This is a genomic window from Xenorhabdus miraniensis, assembly GCF_002632615.1.
The window spans coordinates 43,749-63,086 of the sequence record NZ_NITZ01000007.1 but is presented as its reverse complement, the minus strand read 5'-3'; the positions used below and the strand labels follow the sequence as shown (position 1 = coordinate 63,086).

Below are 19,338 nucleotides of genomic sequence, written 5' to 3'. Positions count from 1 at the left end.
AGCGGTAAACCTCTATGATTGGACTTTGCAGACGTAGCCTAAGTCTCTACAATACCGCCATCTCAACGGGGTGCGGCTGTAATAAAACAGTTTTGCTGAGAACAAACCCGTCGAACCTGAACCGGTTAGTACCGGCGTAGGGATTTGAGACGCTAGTCATTGATATAAAATAAGTAATTATCATTTAGCACCTTCTCAGATCCTTTGCCAATCTGCCAATAACGAACGTTAATAACTAATGTCCATAAGTACAGGAGAGCAAAGTGTTTAAGAAATTATTTTTCAGCTTTATCGCCATCAGTACGCTATTGATTTCTGCCTGTGTCTTTGCCCAAGCATCTCAATCGAAGCCAACATTGACAGTTTACACTTATGATTCATTTGCCTCTGAATGGGGGGCTGGGCCAGCCATTAAAAAAGCCTTTGAAGCAGAGTGTGGTTGTGAACTGAAACTTGTTGCTCTGGAAGATGGCGTATCCCTACTGAACCGTTTGAGAATGGAAGGCAAAAAAACATCAGCAGATATCGTGCTGGGATTGGATAACAACTTGATCCAAGCCGCCCAACAAACAGGATTGTTCACAACAAGCCATGTTGATGTATCAAAACTGAAATTACCCATCTCATGGAACAATACAACATTTATTCCTTACGATTACGGTTACTTTGCCTTCATTTACAACAAGAACACCTTACCTCATCCACCAAAAAGTATGGATGAATTAATCAATAGTCACCAGAACTGGAAGATTATTTATCAAGACCCGCGCACCAGTACTCCGGGCTTGGGCTTCCTGCTCTGGATGCAGGATCTCTATGGCGATAACACCGCACAGGAGTGGCAGAAAGTAGCCAAAAAGACGCTTACTGTCACGAAAGGGTGGAGTGAAGCCTATGGCCTGTTCCTGAAAGGCGAAGGTGATATGGTGCTGAGCTATACCACTTCACCGGGTTATCACATCATGTCAGAGAAAAAAGATAACTATGCGGCGGCGATATTCGAGGAAGGGCATTATTTGCAGATTGAAGTCGCAGCCCAATTAGCCTCAAGCAAACAGCCTGAGCTGGCACAAAAGTTCATGAATTTCATGGTATCGCCGGCATTCCAGCAAGCCCTTCCGACAACCCAATGGATGTATCCCGTGATTGATATTCCTTTACCTGAGGTTTTCAAGCAACTCACGGTTCCTGAGAAATCCCTGCTATTCAATGCAGATGATGTGGCAAAACACCGTACCAAATGGATCCGTATATGGCAAAGCGCTGTCAGCCGTTAATTGCGGGTTGGATATTGCCGGGGGTTATTGCCTCCGGCCTGTTAATTATCGTTGCCCTGTCAGCATTTGGGACGCTGTGGTTCAATGCGCCTGAAAGCAACTGGCAGACATTCCTGCATGACAGTTATCTCTGGCATGTTATTCAGTTCACCTTCTGGCAAGCGTTCTTATCTGCCGTATTATCGGTAATACCCGGCATTTTCCTCGCAAGGGCGCTTTATCGCCGCCATTTTCCGGGCAAAATGTTGTTTCTGCGCTTATGCGCAATGACATTGATCCTTCCTGTTTTGGTCGCTCTGTTTGGTATTCTCACTGTTTATGGTCAAACCGGCTGGCTGGCAAATATTTCCCAATGGATAGGGGTGGAATACCGTTTTACGCCTTATGGGTTGCAAGGAATTCTACTGGCGCATATCTTCTTTAATATGCCGATGGCAACACGCTTATTGCTGCAATCTCTGGAAAATATTGCCATCGAACAACGGCAACTTGCAGCCCAGCTTGGTATGAGTGAATGGCAACATTTTCGTTTTGTGGAGTGGCCTTATCTGCGCCGCCAAATTTTGCCGACAGGCGCACTGATTTTCATGCTGTGTTTTGCCAGTTTTGCCACTGTGCTTGCATTGGGTGGTGGCCCTGCGGCGACCACTATCGAACTGGCTATTTATCAGGCAATCAGTTATGACTATGATCTCTCTCAAGCTGCCCTGCTCGCCCTGATACAACTTTTTTGCTGCCTCAGCTTGGTATTACTTAGCCAAAAACTCAAAGGCACCTTTTCTGTCGGTTACAGCCATCAACGAAAATGGCGCAATCCACAGGATTCATGGCTGAGAAAACTATCCGATGGTTTACTGATTAGCGTGGCGTTACTACTTCTGCTGCCTCCTTTGCTAGCCGTCATTGTCGATGGACTGAACCTCAGTATTTTTACTGTCTTGAGCCAGCCCGCTTTATGGCAGGCCCTTATCACTTCCATCTTTATTGCACTGGGCGCCGGATTACTTTGTGTCGTACTGACCATGATGCTGCTATGGAGTAGCCGCGAATTACGTTTACGTCATTTATCGCGCTGGGGGCAAGCAATGGAAACCAGTGGCTTGTTAATTCTTGCCATGCCGGGCATTGTCCTTGCTACAGGTTTTTTCCTTTTACTGAATACCACTATTGGCATACCCCAATCACCTTACGGATTGGTTATCTTGACCAACGCACTGATGGCGATCCCTTATGCTCTAAAAGTATTAGAAAATCCTATGCGCGATCTGGCTGAACGCTACAACCCTCTATGCCGTTCCCTCAATATTCAGGGTATTCATCGGCTGCGTCTCATTGAGCTTAAAGCACTGAAAATCCCATTAGCACAAGCACTGGCTTTTGCCTGTGTATTGTCAATTGGTGATTTTGGGGTTGTCGCATTATTTGGCAACGAAGATTTCCGTACTCTGCCCTTCTATCTTTATCAACAAATTGGGGCATACCGCAGTCAGGATGGTGCAGTCACCGCGTTCTTACTGCTCCTTCTCTGTTTTATTTTATTCACTGTTATTGAACGTCTACCGAGCCGACGCCATGATTAAACTCGATAATGTCACTTATACTTACGAACATCTTGCCATGCAGTTTGATGTGAACGTTAAAGCCGGGGAACGCATTGCGATCCTCGGTCCAAGCGGAGCAGGCAAAAGTACCTTATTAAGTTTAATGGCGGGCTTCCAATTTCCTGAGCATGGCAAAATCTGGCTGAATAATGAAGATCATACGTATACTCCTCCTTCTAAGCGGCCCGTTTCTATGTTATTTCAGGAAAACAATCTGTTTTCCCATTTAACCATTGCGCAAAATATTGGTTTAGGTTTACACCCCGGATTGCGCTTAAATACCGAACAAAAGCAAACACTCCAGCAGATCGCTACTCAGGTATCGCTGGAGGAATGCCTCTCTCGCTTACCCGCTCAACTTTCTGGCGGTCAACGCCAACGCGCAGCATTAGCGCGTTGCTTGGTTCGCCATCAGCCTATTTTATTGCTGGATGAACCCTTTTCAGCACTTGATCCTGCTTTACGCAATGAAATGCTGGAATTGCTGGATCAAATCTGTCGTGAACGCCAAATCACTCTATTGATGGTGTCTCATAATCTCGATGACGCTGCAAAAATCGCTCCACGTTCGTTACTGATTGTGGATGGGAAAATTCGTTATGATGGTGCAACAGAGAAATTGATGAGTGGAGAGGCGGCTGAGGCGGCGGTTTTAGGGATAGGTTGAATTTTGACATTTTACACAGACAAAATATTGCCTGACTATTGTCAGTCTTAATTTAAGGGCATGCGACTGTTTCATAAAACTGCACCTTAATCAATTAATGCCTAACTTTTGGGGTGCAGTTCAAATTTTGATATTTTTTCAGAGGGATATCCCCTGAGATAACGGGTATCAATTTCTAACTCAGGATAAACCGAGTGCAGATAATTTATTATTGTTTGATTAATCATGGGATAACTCTTTTTGAGCCTTGAAAAATAGAAGTATCCAAGCAAGGATGTAGCTGCTAATGAACCCTATGATTATCTTGAAAAAACTTATACATTCTATAAAAATATTTTTGGACGTAATTCGATTTATTGTCATTGATTCTTGGAGTCAAGTTGGTATTTGTCCTAATTAAATAAAGCGCCATTTAATGGCGCTTTATTTAAATTATTTATTATCTTCCAACCCCACCTTTTTATAAACCACCAAATTTTCACGATCTTGACCTGGCCTATGCCCCTGCCAAAATAACACCATGCCTTTAGGTGCAGGATCTATCTCTTCAGATAAAAATAAAACAAGCAACCAATCACATTTTTTGGGGGCATCAAAGGTTTTCTGTTGTTGATGCAAAATATGGGCATAGTAATAGAGCATTGGAGCTTCAGATTCACCAATATTATATGAAGCCATGCAGTCATTATATCGATATACCCCTGCTAACTTCTCCTTTAAATCAAGAAAAGTGCCTTGATAACCTTTGGTGTAGTCAATCCAACCGACAAATAATGTAAAGACTAATCCCCAAACTGTGGCAATACCCAGAACCCAGTTTTGTGCGGCGTGCAAAGCGGGAGATTTAGAAATAAGCCAATTTTTGGCTACCCATATTGCCGTAATTAAAACAGCGATAGTAAATATAAATCCAGAAAAATGTATCTGATAACTCATTGGCAACCATCTGCCAAGTGGCGTTAACCAGTGTTTATAATCCGTGGAAAGTGCTAAGAAATAACAGACCCATAAAAATATAATCAGAACAGACCAAAGTATGGAGGAAAATAAGGTTAAATATTTATAGATTATTTGAGGTATTTTAATGAAAGTCTCTGTTGCTAAAATAGCCATAGGTGCAATAAAAGGCAGTAAATATAATGCCCGGCCAGAGGCTGATATTTGCAATAGAACAACACCTAATACAACAAATGCGGAGCAAAGGAAATAGTGCTCATCAGATAATGACTTGATTGGATTCATTAATATGAAGATGAAAGCTAAAACACCTGATGGCAGAGCGAATAAAAGCACGGCTTCGGGGATCATGGTCAAATTACCTCTGGCTCCGAGGTCTTCAACAGAGAAACCTAAAAAGCGACCGATATTGTTATCCCAAAACCAGACTTTAAATAAATCAGGATGTTCAATAAGTAACATGACTGGCCACGGCAGGATGAATACCAGTGCAATAACGCCTGACAAGAAAGTATTTAACCCATATTGTTTAGTTCGACACTGTTTTAGAAAAACGGGGGCAAGAAGCAAGCAAATCCATAATAATCCCGGAATAAATACCCCTTTTGATAACAATGTCATAACCGTACCGATAATTAACCATAAACAGGAGTAACTGGTTTTTTCTTGTTTGATTAATCCCAGTAAACCATATAAGCCGATGGTTGTTCCTGCTATCAATGAGGTATCAGTAAACATATCGTGACTGTGACGAACCAAACCGGGAGCACTTACATACAACGCAAAGGCAATCCATATCCGGCTGTCTGTAAAGTGTCTGGCATCAAATACACGCCGGGATAACAAAATAAAAAAGGAAAAATTGATTATAGAAAAAAATAAAGTGGCGGTTCTGGCTGCATCATACATCGGAAGCCAAGAGGACAATAAATGTATAAACGAGGTTGCTGTCCAATAATACAGAGGGGGCTTTTCCATAAAAGGTTGCCCCGCGTTTTTGGGCACTAACCAATTTCCCGTTTCATACATGGTTTGAATAATACCAAAACTATAATTTTCATCTTGTTTCCAGGGAGTATGCCCATAAATACCAGGTAATAAATAAAGCAACGTGAAAGCTAGAAATAACAGTAATGCTTTGATATCTGTCTGAGTCAGTTTATTGGGTTTATTCATCAATATTTACCAGATTCAATTAACATTTATCTTCTCCATAAAAACCGATAACATCTTATACAATTAAAAATAATAACAAAAGGAACCTGCCATAACTAGATTAGAATTCAATCCATTATAGTTGGTTAATATCATTGATATTAACTTAATAAAATTAAATCTATTGAAATGAATTTCTAAATTTTACTGACAATATTAATTAATAAATACAATTTCTTCAGGGAATTTTTATTCCCACCCCAAGCCTTAATCCCACAAAAAACACTGTATGAATAACCACTATCAGTGCTATGATTGAAATTACCTTTACAAAACCAGATATGGCTGATTGCTTTTAATAAAGAAAACCATGCAGATAAATCACGTTGAACAAGGTTTTATACTGACTCGTCACTGGAAAGATACTTCGTCTGGCATCGAGTTAGTGTATTGGCTGGCGACAGATAACGGGGCACGTCGCATCACAATTCCTCATCAAAAAGCCGTTGCCTTTATTCCTCAACATGATTTACCTAAAGCCAAGCGTTTATTGGCACAAGAAAGACATTGCCAACTGAACGCCTTGCCACTGAAAGATTTCAACCGTCAGCCTGTCTCAGCACTGTATTGTTTACAATATCACCACCTGCAATACCTGGAAAAAAACCTTAAAGAACAGGATATTCCGCTCTACGAGGCTGATATTCGGCCGCCCGATCGGTTTATGATGGAGCGCTTTATTACCGCCCCTGTCTGGTTCGGCCAGAAACCTGACGGAAGTTATCAGATGAAAACCAATCCCACCTATCGCCCTAAGCTGAAATGGGTATCTCTGGATATTGAAACCAGTCAGCATGGGGAGTTGTATTCCATTGGCCTGGCGGGATGTGGTGAGAAAACAGTGTTTATGCTAGGGCCGAAGAACGGCAACCAGCAGGATCTCAATTTCAAACTGGAATATGTCGCCAGCCGTCCACTGATGCTGGAAAAACTCAACGAGTGGCTGGCTCATTACGACCCTGATGCCATTATTGGCTGGAATCTGATTCAATTTGATTTAAGGGTGTTACAGCAACATGCTGAGCGCTATAACGTGCCATTAAAATTCGGCCGTAATCAGGGCCTGCTCGAATGGCGTGAACATGGCTTTAAAGCAGGGCACTTTTTTGCCTCAGCAGAAGGCCGCTTGATTATTGATGGTATCGAAGCGCTGAAAACGGCAACGTGGAATTTTCCTTCATTCAGCCTTGAATATGTTGCACAAGCGCTATTGGGAGAAGGGAAATCCCTTGATAATCCCTATGACCGCATGGATGAAATCAATCGTCGCTTTCAGGAAGATAAGCCCGCCCTCGCCCACTATAATTTGCAGGACTGTATTCTCGTCAATCATATTTTTGAGAAAGCGGATCTCATGGCGTTCTTATTGGAACGCGCCACGGTAACAGGCTTGGCGGTGGATCGCAGCGGCGGTTCTGTGGCTGCGTTCACCCATCTTTATCTGCCAAGAATGCACCGGATTGGCTATGTCGCTCCCGTTCAGCCAACTTATTTCGATGATAACAGTCCGGGGGGTTTTGTGATGGATTCATTCCCGGGGTTGTATGATTCGGTATTGGTGCTGGATTACAAGAGCCTTTATCCTTCGATTATTCGCACATTCCTGATTGATCCCGTTGGCATGGTCGAAGGAATTGCCGCTCCCGACTATGAACATGCTGTCCCCGGTTTTAAGCAAGCCTTCTTCTCCCGTACGCAACATTGCTTACCCGATATCGTTACGCAAATCTGGTACGAACGTGACAAGGCCAAAAAGCAACAGAACGCTCCGCTTTCCCAAGCCCTGAAAATTATTATGAATGCGTTTTATGGGGTACTCGGTGCTTCCGGCTGCCATTTTTTTGATCCTCGCCTGACATCCTCAATTACCATGCGTGGGCATAAAATCATGCATCAAACCCGTGAGTTAATAGAATCACAAGGCTATCAGGTGATTTATGGCGATACAGATTCTACGTTTGTCTGGCTGAAACGCCTCCATTCTGAAAAAGAAGCCAGCCAAATTGGGCATGCGCTGGCGCAATTTGTTAACCAATGGTGGAAAAATCATCTCAAAACCGAATTCAACCTTGAAAGTGTGCTGGAATTAGAATTTGAAACGCACTATCGGCGCTTCCTGATGCCAACGGTACGAGGTGCGGAGCAAGGCAGTAAAAAGCGCTATGCCGGGCTGAGTGGCGACAAAGTGATTTTCAAAGGGCTGGAAACGGTAAGAACTGACTGGACACCACTCGCACAAATATTCCAAAAGGAGTTATATACTCTGATCTTCCATCAGAAACCCCATCAGAATTATGTCCGTGAGTATCTTGCCAAAACGCTGGCAGGTGAGTTTGATGATCACCTTGTTTACCGCAAACGGCTACGCCGCAAATTGTCTGAGTACCAGCGCAATGTTCCCCCTCATGTCAGGGCCGCACGTTTGGCGGATGAATATAACCAACAGCATCATCGCCCATTGCAGTACCAAAACGGAGGCTGGATCAACTATATCATCACTCAATCCGGGCCTGAACCGTTGGAAAATCAGACTTCACCCCCCGATTATGAGCACTATATCAATAAGCAATTGATGCCGATTGCTGATGCTATCTTGCCATTTATTCAGGATGACTTTATGACCTTGCTGACAGGGCAAATGAGCATCTCTTTTGAGTAATGGATATTTTTGCAGGTGACGGCTTGCTCAGCATCAATTAACATATCGCCCCTCTAAAGGGGAATGGTGCTTTTGTGACCTCGTTATCAAAAAACAGGCGCTATAAAGTCCATTGAAAACTATCCCTATCGATAACCAATGATGATCGATATCCAACAAAAGCAGCCATCCTGCAACCATAAATAACATTGTCTAACAGAAAACTGAGCCCAAATTTATGCCATTTACTCTTGGTCAACGCTGGATAAGCGATACAGAAAGCGAACTTGGATTAGGAACAGTCGTAGCGCTTGATGCGCGCATGGTAACGTTGCTTTTTCCTGCCAGCGGAGAAAACCGCCTTTACGCACGCAATGACTCCCCCATTACCCGCGTTATGTTTAATGTGGGCGATACCGTGACCAGTCACGAAAGCTGGAAACTCAAGATCGATGATGTTCAGCAAGATAATGGCCTGCTGATCTACGTCGGTACTCGTCTGGATACCGAAGAAGAAAATATCTGCCTGCGGGAAGTTTTTCTGGATAGCAAACTGACGTTTAATAAGCCGCAGGATCGTCTGTTTGCCGGTCAAATTGACCGCATGGATCGCTTTGCACTGCGTTTTCGCGCCCGTAAGCACCAGAGCGAACAATTTCGGCTGGCTGAAAGTGGGTTACGTGGTATTCGTGCCAGTTTGATCCCTCACCAGTTACACATTGCCAATGAAGTGGGTAAGCGTCACGCCCCCCGTGTGTTACTGGCGGATGAAGTTGGTCTGGGGAAAACCATTGAAGCGGGCATGATTATCCACCAGCAATTGATGGCCGGGCGTGCCGAGCGGGTGTTAATCATTGTGCCAGACAGCTTGCAACATCAATGGCTGGTAGAAATGCTGCGCCGATTCAACCTGCGTTTTTCGCTGTTTGATGATGGCCGGTATAGCGAAGCGCTGCATGACAGTGACAACCCCTTTGAAACCGAGCAATTGGTTATCTGTTCCCTGGATTTTGTTCGCCGCAATAAGCAGCGTTTCGAACATCTGCTGGAAGCGAGCTGGGATTTAATGGTGGTGGATGAAGCTCACCATTTGGCGTGGAGCGAAAAAGCCCCAAGCCGCGAATATTACGCTATCGAACAATTAGCAGAGCAAATTCCTTCTGTTCTGCTGCTGACAGCGACACCTGAGCAGTTGGGGCAAGAGAGCCACTTCGCCCGTCTGCGTCTGCTGGACGCAAACCGCTTCCACGATTATCAGGCATTTATTGATGAACAACAGAAATATCGTCCTGTTGCTGATGCTGTCACGTTATTGTTGTCCGGTGAAACGCTGAATAATGACCAGCAAAATGTGATTGTTGAGCTGATCAGTGAGCAGGATATTGAACCTCTTCTGAAAGCAGCAAACAGCCATCAGGATGAAGAGAGCGAAAATGCTCGCCGTGAACTGATCTCTATGCTGATGGATCGCCACGGCACCAGCCGGTTGCTGTTCCGTAATACCCGTGGCGGCGTGAAAGGTTTCCCTCATCGCGAACTGCACGAGATTAAGTTACCGTTGCCTGCCCAATACCAGACGGCAATCAAAGTTTCTGACATCATGGGCGCCAAAAAAACCGTGGAAGCGCGCGCCAAAGATATGCTCTATCCTGAGCGGATCTATCAGGAGTTCGAAGGTGAAAACGCCACATGGTGGAACTTCGACCCCCGCGTAGAATGGCTGTTGGGTTTCTTGATGGCAAACCGTGACGAAAAAGTTCTGGTGATCTGTGCCAAAGCAGAAACGGCGCTGCAACTGGAGCAAGTTCTGCGTGAGCGCGAAGGTATCCGCAGTGCCATATTCCATGAAGGCTTGTCCCTGTTGGAACGCGACCGTGCGGCGGCTTACTTTGCTTCTGAAGAAGAAGGGGCGCAAGTGCTGCTCTGTTCTGAAATTGGTTCCGAAGGGCGTAACTTCCAGTTTGCCAATCAGCTCGTCATGTTTGATCTGCCATTCAACCCTGATTTGCTGGAACAGCGTATCGGACGTCTGGATCGTATCGGCCAGAGCCGCGATATTAAGATCAGCGTGCCTTATCTGGAAAACACCGCGCAATCGATTCTCCTGCGCTGGTATCACGAAGGTCTGGATGCCTTTGAACATACCTGCCCGACCGGCCGTTCTATCTATGACAAGTATTATGAAGTTCTGTTGAACTTCCTTGCCAAGCCAAACGAGCAGGCGGGTTTCAATGAATTTATTGCGGAATGCCGCACACATCACGAACAACTCAAACAACAACTGGAACAAGGCCGTGACCGTCTGCTGGAAATGAATTCTAACGGCGGCGAGCAAGGCCAAAAACTGGCAGAAACCATTGCCGCACAAGATAACGATACGGATCTGGTGAATTTTGCCCTGAACCTGTTCGATATCATCGGCATCAATCAGGAAGATCGCTGCGATAATATTATCGCCCTGCAACCATCCGATCATATGCTGGTACCTGATTTTCCCGGATTACCGAAAGATGGCTGCTCCATTACGTTTAGCCGTGAGAAAGCGCTATCCCGTGAGGATACTCAATTCCTGAGCTGGGAACATCCAATCATCCGTAATGGTCTGGATTTAGTCTTGTCAGGAGATACCGGAAGCTGCGCTGTTTCTATTCTGAAAAACAAAGCACTGCCGGTCGGTACGCTGTTGGTTGAGTTAATTTACGTTGTTGAAGCACAAGCGCCTAAACATCTGCAATTGACCCGCTTCTTGCCACCAACGCCTGTGCGCCTCTTGTTGGATCTGAAAGGCACCAATCTGGCTCCTCAGGTAGAGTTTGAGAGTTTCAACCGCCAGTTAAATGCCATCAATCGCCACAATGCCAGCAAACTGGTTAATGCGGTACAAAAAGAAGTTCATGCGATTTTGCAGCAATCAGAGCCTCTGATTGAAAAGCAAGCGCGTAAATTGATTGAGAAAGCCAAAAAAGAAGCAGATGAAATCCTGTCAGCAGAATTATCACGTCTGGAAGCCCTGAAAGCGGTTAACCCGAATATCCGTGATGATGAGCTGGAAGCGATTGAATCTGAGCATAAGCATCTGTTGCTTAACCTTGATCAAGCGAACTGGCGTCTGGACGCTATTCGTCTGGTGGTTGTTTCTCATCAATAATAGTTTCTCACCAGTAATAGCGGTTTATCAGTAATGGCTTATCGCCAATCATTGATTTAAACTCAGGGGGTTTTCTTCACGAAAGCCCCCGTCATTTTTCCGATTTGACTATTTTTCGACTTTTCGACATAACTATTTTTCGACATAACTATTTTTCGACACGACTATTTTTCAACACGATCATCCTTCAACATATGGGAGCTATTATGCTGGAGTCTTATAATCCCCCGACAGATCCTTGGTTATATGTGCTGTACCAAGACGAGCACATTATGGTTGTCAATAAACCCAGTGGATTGCTTTCTGTGCCGGGCAAAGCAGAAGAGCACAAGGACAGTATCATGACACGGGTACAAGCGGAATTTCCCACTGCTGAATCAGTACATCGATTGGATATGGCCACCAGCGGTATCATGGTTGTTGCGCTGACTAAAGCCGCCGAACGTGAATTGAAGCGTCAATTCCGCGAGCGTGAACCGAAAAAAGTCTATATCGCGCGGGTATGGGGAAAACTGGAGCCGGAAGAAGGATTGGTGGATCTACCGTTAATCTGCGACTGGCCGAATCGCCCGAAACAGAAAGTCTGTTTTGAAACCGGCAAATCGGCACAAACAGAGTATCAGGTACTGGAGTATGAAGCACAAGCAACGCGGGTCAGGCTGGCACCAATCACAGGGCGCTCTCATCAGCTCCGTGTACATATGTTAGCACTTGGCAACCCTATTCTGGGGGATCGGTTCTATGCCCATGAACAGGCAAGGGAATTGGCACCTCGCCTGCAATTACATGCCCAAGAACTCTTCATTACTCATCCGGCTTATGGCACTCCAATGTATTTTGAGTGCCAGGCAGATTTTTAACGCATGCGCTTTTGGCACATTTGGATAAGCGCTATTTAAAGCCCTTCTCTTTTTTAATTAAATCGTAAGCAGACTGGATGGACTGCGCTTTTTGTTTCGCAAGTTCCATCATTTCTGGTGGTAAACCTTTCGCCACCAGTTTGTCGGGATGATGTTCACTCATTAGTTTTCGATAAGCCCGCTTAATGGTTGTGGCGTCATCCTGTTCATTGACGCCCAATACCTTACAGGCATCTGACAACGTCGCACGCTGCTGCCCACGACCTTGGTAATGCCCGTATTGCTGATTCTGCCCACCAAAATTCTGCCCGTCAAAATGACGCCCGCCTTCCATCATGGCAAGGAACTGTTCAAATTGAATACGGGAAATTCCCAGTTCTTCGGCGATAACAAATAAAACTTTTCTTTCGTTAGGATGCAGTTCACCGTCAGCAAATGCAGCCTGTAACTGAATTTCCAAAAACATCCGAGTCAGGTCAAAACGACCAACGCAAGCACGCCGTAATTGTCGTAATGTTTCACGCAGAGGGAACTGAGGCTGTTTGCCCTCACGAAATGCCTGCTGGGCGGCAAGCCTGGCTTCACCATGCAGTTGCATTCTGTCCATCAGTTGAGTGGCAAGCTGGATATCTGTTTCTGTTACCCGGCCTTTTGCTTTGGTTATATGCCCCAATACTTGGAAAGTACTGCGAAAAAACAGGGACTGTCGGGTCGGGCCTTTAGCATCGGCACCCAAATTTCGGGCCCTGACTTTGTCAAGAATGTGACCCAACAACACGCCAATCACAATCCCCCAAAAACCAGCACCAGACGCAATACCAAATATTAATCCAAATAATTTTCCCCAATACTGCATATAGTCTTCAATTCCCCAATGCCCTTAGCGCAATTTTGCATTATCATACTATTCATTAAGCTCTGTGCCTAACAACAAGATAAGCAAAGTTAAACTTTACTCTGGTGCATATATCTCAACTACGTTAGTCTCTGAACATTTGCCGGCACGATGGCACTGATGACGGAACCGCATAAACATCTATGAACAAATGTTATCCTACCCTGCTGGCCACGATGGTATGGGCCGCACTTTACAGTCAGCAAGCACATGCTGACCTCGCAGCACAATGTATGCTGGGTGTCCCTGTCTATGATAAGCCGATTATCACAGGTGATCCCAATAAAATGCCCGTTAACATTAAATCCGAAGATACTCGTGGCGAATATCCTAATGCGGTTGAGTTCATTGGTAATGTTGATATCCGGCAGGGAAATAAAACGCTGACAGCCGATAAAGTCAGGCTTGAGCAAACACAAGATAAAGAACTCGTTCGTACTATTACCGCAACAGGTAATGTCAGCTATGATGACCCTCAGATCATTTTGAAAGGGCCACGCGCCTGGGCTAATTTAAACAATAAAGACACCGACGTGGAACAAGGCAAATACCAGATGGTTGGCCGCCAGGGACGTGGCAGTGCAGATAAGATGATGTTGCGTGATGAAAACCGCTATACCATTTTAAATAACGGGATATTTACCTCTTGTTTGCCGGGCAACGATAGCTGGAGTGTTGTCGGTTCCGAAGTGATCCTGGATCGCGAAGAAGAAGTGGCTGAAATCTGGAATGCCCGTTTCCGGGTTGCCAACGTGCCAGTGTTTTACAGCCCGTATTTGCAGTTACCGATTGGTGATAAACGCCGCTCGGGTTTCCTGATCCCCAATGCCAGTTTCTCCAATAAAGATGGTTTCCAATTCCTGCTGCCGTATTACTGGAATATTGCCCCTAATTATGATGCCACGATCACTCCGCATCTTATCACTATGCGTGGCTTGAAACTGGATAATGAATTCCGTTACCTGACTAAAGCCGGTACGGGCACTGTTGCGTTGGATTGGATAGGCAACGACCGCCTGTACAGGGAAGACAAAAGACCTGAACGAGAGAGTGATAATCGCTGGCTCTTTTATTGGAACCATAGCGGCGTCATGAATCAGGTCTGGCGTTTTAGCGCCGACTATACCAAAGTCAGTGATCCAAGCTATTTTACTGACTTTACTTCTCAGTATGGTTCTAGCACGGACAGCTATGCGACCCAGAAATTCAGTATTGGTTATGCGCAACAGAACTGGAATGCCACACTCGCAACCAAACAGTTCCAGATTTTTACCATTGACGATAGAAGAAGAGCCTACCGGGCAGCCCCTCAGTTGGATCTGAATTATTATAAAAACGATTTAGGGCCATTTGATTTTCATGCCTATGCCCAAGCAGCTAAATTTACCAGCGTTGGTAGCCAGTGGCCTGATGCAACACGTTTGCATGTGGAACCCACCATTAACTTGCCACTTTCCAATAGCTGGGCCAGCATCAATAATGAATTTAAGTTGATGGCTACGCATTACCAACAGGATCTTACTGCTGCAACCAAAGCCAATAAAGTTACGGCTTCATTGGAGAGATCAGTAAACCGTCTCCTGCCTGTATTTAAATCAGATGCCAAGATGGTGTTTGAACGCGCCATGTATTTTAATCAGGATTATACCCAGACGCTGGAGCCACGCGCTCAGTATTTGTATGTGCCTTACAAGAATCAAAATAACATCAACAACTTTGATTCTTCCCTGCTGCAAGCCGACTATACCGGATTGTTCCGTGACCGCTTCTACAGTGGCTTAGACCGCATTTCATCTGCCAATCAATTTACGACGGGTGTAACTACCCGTATTTATGATGAAGATTTAGTTGAACGTTTTAGCCTGTCCGTAGGTCAAATCTACTACTTTGAACGTCCACGTACTGAAGATACTGAACCTAATTCAGGTTCTAAAGATATCATCGGGAACAAAAAGGGAACGGGCGCCACGACATGGGCTGGCGATACGCACTGGAGAATCAATGATTCCTGGGGATTCAAAGGCGGGCTGCAATATGATAACCGTCTGGGTAGTTTAACCATGGGTAATGCAGTAGTGGAATACCGTCGTGATGCTGATCGCATATTGCAGTTAAACTATCGTTTCGTTGACCGCGATTATATTCAGGCCACGCTCAAAGGCGGTGCGCCAGCTTATCAACAGGGTATTTCGCAGGTTGGAATGGTGGCAAGCTGGCCATTGACGGATCACTGGGCATTTGTCGGAGCGTATTACTACGATACCAAAGAGAAACAACCGGCGAACCAGATGGTAGGTCTGCAATACAACACTTGCTGTTGGGCAGTCAATGTGGGCTATGAACGCAAGATCGTCAACTGGAGATTCGGCAGCAGTCAGTATGACAACAAATGGTCATTCAATGTTGAACTTCGTGGCTTAAGTAACAATCACAGTTTGGGGAGTCAGAAAATGCTACAGCAAGGTATTCTTCCATACCAGCGCGCATTCTGATACCGATAAACTCTAATACCGATATACACAATAACCCCGCCAAGGCGGGATTGATATGATGGGAAATGTATGAAGAACTGGAAAGCGCTCATTCTCGGATTGATGTTTTCAGTAACCACTGTCGCAGTGGCTGCACCACAGGAACTCAATAGGGTAGCTGCCGTTGTTAACAATGATGTCGTACTGGAAAGTGACGTCAACAGCCTCTTACAATCCGTTAAACTCAATGCAAAGCATGCAGGCCAGCAAATACCGGATGAAAAAGCACTGCGTCATCAGATCATTGAGCGCCTGATTATGGATGACATCGTTTTGCAAATGGCAAAGCAGATGCAAATTACCATCCCCGATCAAGCCCTGGATTCTGCAATTACCGATATTGCTGCCCAAAACCACCTGAGCATGGCCCAGCTGAAACAGAACCTGACCGCAGATGGTATTAATTTTGACACCTACCGCAACCAAGTCCGCAAGGAAATGACGATTGCGGAAGTACGCAATAATGAAGTGCGCCGCCGCATCACTATCCTGCCACAGGAAGTTGATTCACTGGCGAATCAGCTCGAAAGCCAAAATAGTCAGGACTCGGAATTGAACATCAGCCATATTCTGATCCCTCTGCCAGAAAATCCAGATCAGGCTCAGGTAGAAAAAGCTGAAACCACGGTCAAAAAAGTTTTGTCTGAACTCAAGAATGGCGGGGATTTCGGCAAATTGGCCATCGCGTATTCTGGTGACAGCCAAGCCCTGAAAGGGGGAAATATGGGCTGGAGCAGGCTGCAAGAATTGCCAACCCTGTTCGCTGAACAGCTCCAATCTGCGCACAAAGGGCAGATTATTGGCCCGATTCGTTCTGGTGTGGGTTTTCACATTCTGAAAGTGAATGATATCCGTGGTGGTCAGACGCCGATTGCAGTCACTGAAGTGAATGCCCGTCATATTCTGCTGAAAACATCACCGGTTATGAACGACGAGCAGGCGCGTAACGAATTAATGAAACTCAGGGAAGAAATTTTAAGCGGCAAAACGACATTCGAAGCAGCAGCAAAAGAGTATTCTGAAGATCCCGGTTCCGCCCTGCGTGGTGGAGAACTGGGCTGGAATTTGCCGAGTGCTTATGACCCGGCTTTCCGTGATGCCTTGACCAAACTGCAAAAAGGTGAGATCAGCCAACCCGTTCACTCTTCTTTCGGCTGGCACTTAATTCAACTGCTTGATAGCCGCAAAGTTGACAGAACTGATACAGCACAGAAAGATCGTGCCTACCGTCTGCTATTCAACCGTAAATTCAATGAAGAGGCACAAAGCTGGATGCAGGAATTACGCGCCTCCGCTTATGTGAAAATTTTAGATGGTAGCGATGCACAACAATAAACCCACTATCAACCCCATTGTCATCACCCCCGGCGAGCCAGCCGGGGTTGGCCCTGATTTAGTTATTGCCCTCGCCCAAAAAGAGTGGCCCATCCAATTGGTAGTCTGTGCTGATCCAGAGCTGATGCTCTCCCGGGCCAGACAACTGAATTTACCTCTGAGACTACAAACATACTCCCCTGAACACATTTCTTCATCACAAGCGACCGGAACCCTGACTATTCTGCCTGTCTCTCTCCAATCTCCGGCTATTGCGGGTGAATTGAACCGAGAAAATGGTACTTATGTCACGGAAACACTGGCAAAAGCCTGCGATGGTTGCCTGAATGGGGAGTTTTCTGCTCTGGTAACAGGCCCGGTGCATAAAGGCGTCATCAATGAAGCTGGCGTGCCCTTTACCGGACATACTGAGTTTTTTGCTGACCACAGCCAATGCTCAAGGGTAGTCATGATGTTGGCAACAGAAGAGTTGCGGGTTGCGCTGGCAACGACACACCTGCCAATTTTAGATGTTCCCAAGGCGATTACCTTTGATTCCCTCAGGGAAGTCGTCACCATTCTCAACCATGATCTGAAAACCAAATTCGGTATCCGACGTCCCCACATCTATGTTTGCGGCCTGAATCCCCATGCGGGTGAAGGCGGGCATATGGGGCATGAAGAAATAGACGTGATCATTCCTGCACTGGAGAGCCTGAGAGCAGAAGGAATTTGGCTGGAAGGCCCATTGCCCGCGGATACACTATTTCAGCCCAAATATTTGGATAATGCTGATGCGGTGCTTTCGATGTATCACGATCAGGGGCTACCCGTGCTAAAATACCAGGGTTTTGGCAGGGCCGTGAATATCACATTGGGCCTGCCATTTATCCGAACTTCTGTCGATCATGGCACAGCACTGGAGCTGGCGGGGACAGGTCAAGCTGATGTGGGTAGTTTTATCACCGCATTAAATCTAGCAATTAAAATGATACAAAACAGTAATGAATAATAAAGTCCATCAGGGGCACCATGCCCGTAAACGTTTCGGGCAAAACTTTTTAACCGATCAGTTTATTATTGACAGCATTGTCGATGCGATAAACCCACAGTCCGGTCAGGCTGTAGTGGAGATTGGCCCGGGTCTGGGAGCACTGACTGAACCCGTTGGTGAGCGCATGGATAAAATGACGGTCGTCGAGCTTGACCGCGATTTGGCGGCCAGACTGCATGTCCATCCGAAACTGAAAGATAAGCTGACAATCATTCAACAAGATGCGATGACTGTTGATTTTGGTCAGATTGCCAGAGAGCGCGGGCAGTCACTGCGTGTATTTGGTAATCTGCCTTATAATATTTCCACGCCATTGATGTTCCACCTTTTCAGCTATACTGATGCTATCGCTGATATGAGCTTTATGCTGCAAAAAGAAGTGGTGAATCGTCTTGTCGCTGGCCCGGGCAGCAAAGCTTACGGGCGTTTAAGTGTGATGGCTCAATACTACTGTCAAGTAATCCCTGTTCTTGAGGTACCGCCTACGGCATTCACGCCAGCACCAAAAGTGGATTCCGCTATTGTGCGCTTGATCCCGTACAAGACCATACCTTATCCGGTTCAGGACATCAGCATGTTAGCCCGGATCACAACCCAAGCATTTAACCAACGGAGAAAAACTATCCGTAACAGCCTTGGAAATATTTTTTCTGTTGAACAGTTATCTGAACTGGGTATTGATCCAACCACTCGGGCTGAAAACATTTCTGTCGAGCAATACTGTAAAATGGCAAACTGGTTATCGTCTCAGTCTGAAGTTGCCTGAAACCAACAAACAGTCGTTACAGTAACAGGAGGCACTTATGCTCAATGAACCAAGAATTTATATTCAAGTACAAAGTACCTATGTAGAAAGTCAATCACAGCCGGAACAACAGCGCTTTGTATTTGCTTATACAATATCAATTCGCAATCTTGGGCATTTCCCAGTGCAACTGATTAGCCGTTACTGGCGCATAACCAACAGTGATGGTCACCGGACCGAAATTCAGGGTGAAGGGGTTGTGGGGAAACAACCTTTGATCCCGTCAGGAACAGAATATACCTACAGCAGCGGGACAATCCTGGAAACACCTCTGGGTACGATGGAAGGTCATTATGAAATGATTGATCACGAAGGCCACCCATTTCGTGCCACCATTCCCGTATTTCGACTGGCAATTCCGACACTGATTAATTAA

The 19,338-nt window shown here is 45.6% G+C and carries 13 protein-coding genes and 1 riboswitch; of the genes, 11 read left to right on the top strand and 2 right to left on the bottom strand.

Going from position 1 to position 19,338, the window contains the following annotated elements; all coding sequences use genetic code 11:
• The first annotated feature begins 56 nt into the window (after nt 1–56).
• Nucleotides 57–161, top strand: a riboswitch (TPP riboswitch).
• Nucleotides 162–263: 102 nt separating this feature from the next.
• From thiB to thiQ, 3 genes are read left to right on the top strand one after another with little or no spacing between them, the layout of a single operon-like run.
• Entirely contained in the window at nt 264–1,277 is a 1,014-nt protein-coding gene (gene thiB, locus Xmir_RS08700; protein ID WP_099113997.1) for a thiamine ABC transporter substrate binding subunit, read from the top strand.
• The gene (gene thiP, locus Xmir_RS08695; RefSeq protein ID WP_099113996.1) at nt 1,253–2,857 is read left to right on the top strand and encodes a thiamine/thiamine pyrophosphate ABC transporter permease ThiP; all 1,605 of its coding nucleotides are present in this window, start codon (nt 1,253–1,255) and stop codon (nt 2,855–2,857) included. Before thiB ends, thiP begins: the two co-directional genes overlap by 25 nt.
• Nucleotides 2,850–3,545, top strand: coding sequence for a thiamine ABC transporter ATP-binding protein ThiQ (thiQ, locus tag Xmir_RS08690; RefSeq protein WP_099113995.1), 696 nt, complete (start codon nt 2,850–2,852; stop codon nt 3,543–3,545). The genes thiP and thiQ overlap by 8 nt, the downstream gene beginning before the upstream one ends.
• A 432-nt stretch (nt 3,546–3,977) precedes the next feature.
• On the opposite strand, the gene Xmir_RS08685 is transcribed toward thiQ, so the two are convergent.
• A complete protein-coding gene (locus Xmir_RS08685) occupies nt 3,978–5,123 on the bottom strand; it encodes a hypothetical protein (RefSeq protein WP_339373879.1) in 1,146 nt (381 codons plus the stop codon).
• Nucleotides 5,124–6,033: 910 nt separating this feature from the next.
• On the opposite strand from Xmir_RS08685, the gene Xmir_RS08680 reads away from it, so the two are divergent.
• From Xmir_RS08680 to rluA, 3 genes are all read left to right on the top strand, one after another.
• The gene (locus Xmir_RS08680) at nt 6,034–8,376 is read left to right on the top strand and encodes a DNA polymerase II (protein WP_422646039.1); all 2,343 of its coding nucleotides are present in this window, start codon (nt 6,034–6,036) and stop codon (nt 8,374–8,376) included.
• A gap of 217 nt (nt 8,377–8,593) precedes the next feature.
• Nucleotides 8,594–11,503: an RNA polymerase-associated protein RapA gene (rapA, locus tag Xmir_RS08675; RefSeq protein WP_099113992.1), complete on the top strand. Its 2,910-nt coding sequence runs from the start codon at nt 8,594–8,596 to the stop codon at nt 11,501–11,503.
• 206 nt (nt 11,504–11,709) lie between these two features.
• On the top strand, nt 11,710–12,363 hold the full coding sequence (gene rluA / locus Xmir_RS08670) for a bifunctional tRNA pseudouridine(32) synthase/23S rRNA pseudouridine(746) synthase RluA (RefSeq protein ID WP_099113991.1): 654 nt from the start codon (nt 11,710–11,712) through the stop codon (nt 12,361–12,363).
• Nucleotides 12,364–12,394: 31 nt separating this feature from the next.
• On the opposite strand, the gene djlA is transcribed toward rluA, so the two are convergent.
• Entirely contained in the window at nt 12,395–13,219 is an 825-nt protein-coding gene (djlA, locus tag Xmir_RS08665; protein ID WP_099113990.1) for a co-chaperone DjlA, read from the bottom strand.
• Nucleotides 13,220–13,401: 182 nt separating this feature from the next.
• Here djlA and lptD point away from each other — a divergent pair, with 182 nt between their 5' ends.
• The 5 genes from lptD to apaG all read left to right on the top strand — a co-directional run bounded on the left by lptD (nt 13,402) and on the right by apaG (nt 19,338).
• Nucleotides 13,402–15,750 carry an LPS assembly protein LptD gene (lptD, locus tag Xmir_RS08660; protein WP_099113989.1) on the top strand — a complete coding sequence of 783 codons (2,349 nt, stop codon included), beginning with the start codon at nt 13,402–13,404 and terminating at the stop codon, nt 15,748–15,750.
• A 69-nt stretch (nt 15,751–15,819) separates the two neighbouring features.
• Entirely contained in the window at nt 15,820–17,124 is a 1,305-nt protein-coding gene (surA, locus tag Xmir_RS08655) for a peptidylprolyl isomerase SurA (RefSeq protein ID WP_099113988.1), read from the top strand.
• Entirely contained in the window at nt 17,102–18,115 is a 1,014-nt protein-coding gene (gene pdxA / locus Xmir_RS08650) for a 4-hydroxythreonine-4-phosphate dehydrogenase PdxA (RefSeq protein WP_099113987.1), read from the top strand. The genes surA and pdxA overlap by 23 nt, the downstream gene beginning before the upstream one ends.
• The gene (gene rsmA / locus Xmir_RS08645) at nt 18,108–18,923 is read left to right on the top strand and encodes a 16S rRNA (adenine(1518)-N(6)/adenine(1519)-N(6))-dimethyltransferase RsmA (protein WP_099113986.1); all 816 of its coding nucleotides are present in this window, start codon (nt 18,108–18,110) and stop codon (nt 18,921–18,923) included. The genes pdxA and rsmA overlap by 8 nt, the downstream gene beginning before the upstream one ends.
• A 37-nt stretch (nt 18,924–18,960) precedes the next feature.
• Nucleotides 18,961–19,338: a Co2+/Mg2+ efflux protein ApaG gene (gene apaG / locus Xmir_RS08640; RefSeq protein WP_099113985.1), complete on the top strand. Its 378-nt coding sequence runs from the start codon at nt 18,961–18,963 to the stop codon at nt 19,336–19,338.

Bases quoted from the DNA above. Each gene is read 5' to 3' on its own strand.
- rapA (WP_099113992.1), top strand. From the start codon at position 8,594: ATGCCATTTACTCTTGGTCAACGCTGGATAAGCGATACAGAAAGCGAA.
- surA (WP_099113988.1), top strand. From the start codon at position 15,820: ATGAAGAACTGGAAAGCGCTCATTCTCGGATTGATGTTTTCAGTAACC.
- rsmA (WP_099113986.1), top strand. From the start codon at position 18,108: ATGAATAATAAAGTCCATCAGGGGCACCATGCCCGTAAACGTTTCGGG.
- pdxA (WP_099113987.1), top strand. From the start codon at position 17,102: ATGGTAGCGATGCACAACAATAAACCCACTATCAACCCCATTGTCATC.
- Xmir_RS08685 (WP_339373879.1), bottom strand. From the start codon at position 5,123: ATGACATTGTTATCAAAAGGGGTATTTATTCCGGGATTATTATGGATT.
- djlA (WP_099113990.1), bottom strand. From the start codon at position 13,219: ATGCAGTATTGGGGAAAATTATTTGGATTAATATTTGGTATTGCGTCT.
- lptD (WP_099113989.1), top strand. From the start codon at position 13,402: ATGAACAAATGTTATCCTACCCTGCTGGCCACGATGGTATGGGCCGCA.
- apaG (WP_099113985.1), top strand. From the start codon at position 18,961: ATGCTCAATGAACCAAGAATTTATATTCAAGTACAAAGTACCTATGTA.
- thiQ (WP_099113995.1), top strand. From the start codon at position 2,850: ATGATTAAACTCGATAATGTCACTTATACTTACGAACATCTTGCCATG.
- rluA (WP_099113991.1), top strand. From the start codon at position 11,710: ATGCTGGAGTCTTATAATCCCCCGACAGATCCTTGGTTATATGTGCTG.
- thiP (WP_099113996.1), top strand. From the start codon at position 1,253: ATGGCAAAGCGCTGTCAGCCGTTAATTGCGGGTTGGATATTGCCGGGG.